Genomic DNA, 3,194 nt, shown 5'->3' with positions numbered 1-3,194 from the left:
GGGTCTCCAGGTTCCCGGCCGCCCGGTGACCATAGGTGAAGTTCTCCCCGACCACCACGGCGCTCGGCCGCAGCCGATGCAGAAGCATGTCGTGGACGAACCCGTCCGCTGGTACCCGGCTGAACTCGGGAGTGAAGGGCTGGACGCACAGCGCGTCGACACCGAGCCGTTCCAGTAGTTCCGCCTTGAAAGCCGGCGTCGTCAGCAGCGCCGGATGGCTGCCCGGTCGGATGACCTCGGCCGGATGGGGGTCGAACGTGAGCACGACCGCGAGCTGTCCCGCCCGGTGGGCGCGTTCCACCGCCCGGCGGATGATCTGCTGGTGACCGCGGTGGACGCCGTCGAAGAACCCGATCGTCACAACACCGCCGGGCCAGTCATCCGGCGTCTCCAGCACCCCGCGCCACCGCTGCACATCCAAAGCCTATCGGTGCCGTTTGCGGCTCAGGCTCCGGCGAAGACCACCAGCGACCGGCAGCCGCCCTGCGCGTCCTCGGCAAGAGCGAGAAGCTCGCCGGCCGGACCGAAAACACCGTACGTGCCGGGTATCCCGAACGGGGGAAGACGCCGGCCGTGGGATATCGCACGAGCGGCATCGGCATCCACCTCCCGACAGGGAAACAGCGTGGCGACGGCGTCGGGCAGCGGACGCAGTGCGCCGACGCCGGCCTGCGCCAGCGCGTCCAGGGTGAGCGCCTCGGTGAGATCGAACGGTCCCACCGACACCCGGCGCAGGGCGCACAGGTGCGCGCCACAGCCCAACGCCCGGCCGAGGTCCCGGGCCAGCGCACGCACGTAGGTGCCGCTGGAACAGCCGACGGCAACATCAAGGTCAACGCCGGTGCGGGCAAGTAACTCGAACCGGCTCACCGTGACCCGCCGCGCCGCAAGGACGACCTGCTCACCCGCGCGTACCCGGGCGTAGGCCCGGACGCCGTTCACCTTGACCGCGCTGACCGCGGACGGCACCTGGTCGATCGGGCCGGTGAGAGCCGCCATGGCGACGGCGAGCCGCGCCTCGTCGACCTCGACCGCACGCACGGCGACAACCTCACCCTGTGCATCGTCGGTGGTGGTCGACTCACCGAGGCGGATGGTCGCGGTGTAGACCTTGTCGGTCAACGCGAGATGACCGAGGAGGCGGGTCGCCCGGCCCACCCCGAGTACCAGCACACCGGTCGCCATCGGGTCGAGCGTGCCGGCGTGCCCGACCCGCCGCGTGTGCAGGACCCGCCGAGCGCGGGCCACCACGTCATGCGAGGTGAGCCCCGTCGGCTTGTCCACGACGACCAGCCCGTCCACGCCGAGCGCGGCGGTCGCACCAGCCATCAGCCCGGCAGTCTGGGGGCCCGGACCAGCGCGGCGCGCAGGGTCGCCATGGTCGGCTCCAGAGCTTCGGTGGAACTCAGGCCGGCGGCGAAGCGGTGGCCACCACCCCCGAGCGCGGTGCAGACCGCACCGACGTCGATGCCACCCTTGGAACGCACCGAAACCTTCCAGATGTTCGTGGCGTCCTGCTTGCAGACGACCGCCACCTCGGCTTCGGCCGTGGTCCGGACGATATCGATCACACCCTCGATCTCATCGAGGGTGAGACCCGCGGCGGTGAGGTCCGCGTAGGCACACCACGTCCACACCAGGTCGTGCTCGGGTTCCAGGCGGGCTCGGCCGAGCAGCTCACCCAGCAGCCGCAGGTAGCCGAAACGGTGGGTGTCCCACACCGTACGAGTGATCAGATCGTGGCGGATCCCGGTGCCCAACAACCGCGCGGCCAACCGGTGGACATCCGGCGTGGTCACGCTGTATCGGAACGAACCGGTATCGGTGATCAGGCCCGTGTAGATCGCGACAGCCATATCGTGATCGAGTTCAACCCCGAGCGCGTCGATGACGCCGGTGACCATCACGCTGGTGGAGGCGGCGTCCGGGTCGATCAGGTTGATGTCCCCGAACCGCGTGTTCGAGGCGTGATGGTCGATCACAACCATTCGCCGTGCCCGGGTGGCGACCCGGCCCAGCGCCCCGAGTCTGGCCAGGCTGCCCGCATCCAGCGTCACCACGAGGTCTGGTGTCGCCGCGACCAGGGACGGCGGGACAAGGAAATCCTGGCCGGGCAGAAACGTCAGGGAGCGCGGTACCACGAACGGGTCGCTGTCGAATGACACCGACGCTCTGGCCCCGAGGGCACGCAGCGCAAGCCCCAGCGCGATCGCCGAACCCAGGCTGTCGCCGTCCGGGTCGACGTGCGCGACCAGCAGGATGTTCTCCCCGCTCTGGGACGCGGAGCGGATCGCCTCGACCGCGCGGTCCCGCTGCTCGCCGACCGCCTCGCCCTCGCCGGACGTGGACCCCGCCCGGCCCGTCCCCTCGCCCGCGTGGGGAACCGGGAGCAGGGACAGGTCGGCGAGGCTTGTCACGTCGGTCATCGCAGCGTGTCCCCCATCATTTCCTCGTCGCGCTCGTCGGCGTCGGACGCGTCGGACGCGCCGGCCTCGTCTGACTCGTCGGCCTCGACACGCGGCTTACGGTACGGGTCGGCTTCCCCAGCCGGCCGGGCGCCGACCCGGACGCCCGCGAGGCCCGCGTCCCGCTCCCGCGCGGTGAGAATCAGGTCCTCGAGATGACGGGCGTCGTCAGGCAGACGGTCGTGGACAAAGGTCAGGGTAGGAGTGACCTTGACACCGGTCTGCCGGCCGACCTGGCTACGCAGCAGGCCCTTGGCCGACTCCAGCGCGCGCGCCGACTCCATCCGGTCGAGGTCATCGCCGTAGACCGTGTAGAAGACGGTGGCCTCGGTCAGGTCCGGGGTGACCCGCGTGTCGGTCACGGTGACCATCCCCAGGCGCGGGTCCTTCACCTGCCGTTCCAAGGCAGCGGCGACCACCTCGCGGATACGCACCGCGAGCCGGCGCGCCCGAGCAGGGTCAGCCATGGCTTCCTCCCGTCATCACGACCGCGCCACCGATCGCGGTCCGTCCATACCCTCGTCGGACTCCAGGTCCTCATCGGAGAGATAGCGCATTCGCGCCGAGAGCAGTTCCAGCTCCGGGCGTTGCGAAAGAAGACCTTCACACGCCTGGACGACCTCGACGCAATGGGCCCGATCCGCCGCGACCACGGCGACGCCCAGCTGCGTCCGCCGGTGCAGATCGAGATGGCCGGTCTCCGCCGCGCTTACCGCATACCTGCGGCGG

4 protein-coding genes and 1 pseudogene are annotated in these 3,194 nt (G+C 70.3%); all 5 read right to left on the bottom strand.

Annotation, left to right across the window (positions count from 1 at the left end):
- Positions 1–415, bottom strand: a pseudogene (locus U9977_RS26490) (bifunctional riboflavin kinase/FAD synthetase); the annotation flags it as partial.
- 29 nt (positions 416–444) lie between these two features.
- Positions 445–1,329, bottom strand: coding sequence for a tRNA pseudouridine(55) synthase TruB (truB, locus tag U9977_RS26485; RefSeq protein ID WP_322751998.1), 885 nt, complete (start codon positions 1,327–1,329; stop codon positions 445–447).
- On the bottom strand, positions 1,329–2,426 hold the full coding sequence (locus U9977_RS26480; RefSeq protein ID WP_322751997.1) for a bifunctional oligoribonuclease/PAP phosphatase NrnA: 1,098 nt from the start codon (positions 2,424–2,426) through the stop codon (positions 1,329–1,331). The genes truB and U9977_RS26480 overlap by 1 nt, the downstream gene beginning before the upstream one ends.
- The gene (gene rbfA / locus U9977_RS26475; RefSeq protein WP_322751996.1) at positions 2,423–2,932 is read right to left on the bottom strand and encodes a 30S ribosome-binding factor RbfA; all 510 of its coding nucleotides are present in this window, start codon (positions 2,930–2,932) and stop codon (positions 2,423–2,425) included. The genes U9977_RS26480 and rbfA overlap by 4 nt, the downstream gene beginning before the upstream one ends.
- A gap of 15 nt (positions 2,933–2,947) precedes the next feature.
- On the bottom strand, positions 2,948–3,194 hold a 247-nt coding region (locus U9977_RS26470; protein WP_322751995.1), incomplete at its 5' end, for a DUF503 domain-containing protein.

It is taken from the genome of Protofrankia sp. Cas8 (assembly GCF_963555845.1).
Lineage (GTDB): Bacteria > Actinomycetota > Actinomycetes > Frankiales > Frankiaceae > Protofrankia.
Note: the sequence above shows the minus strand (reverse complement) of the source record. Positions and strands in the feature narration are given on the sequence as shown.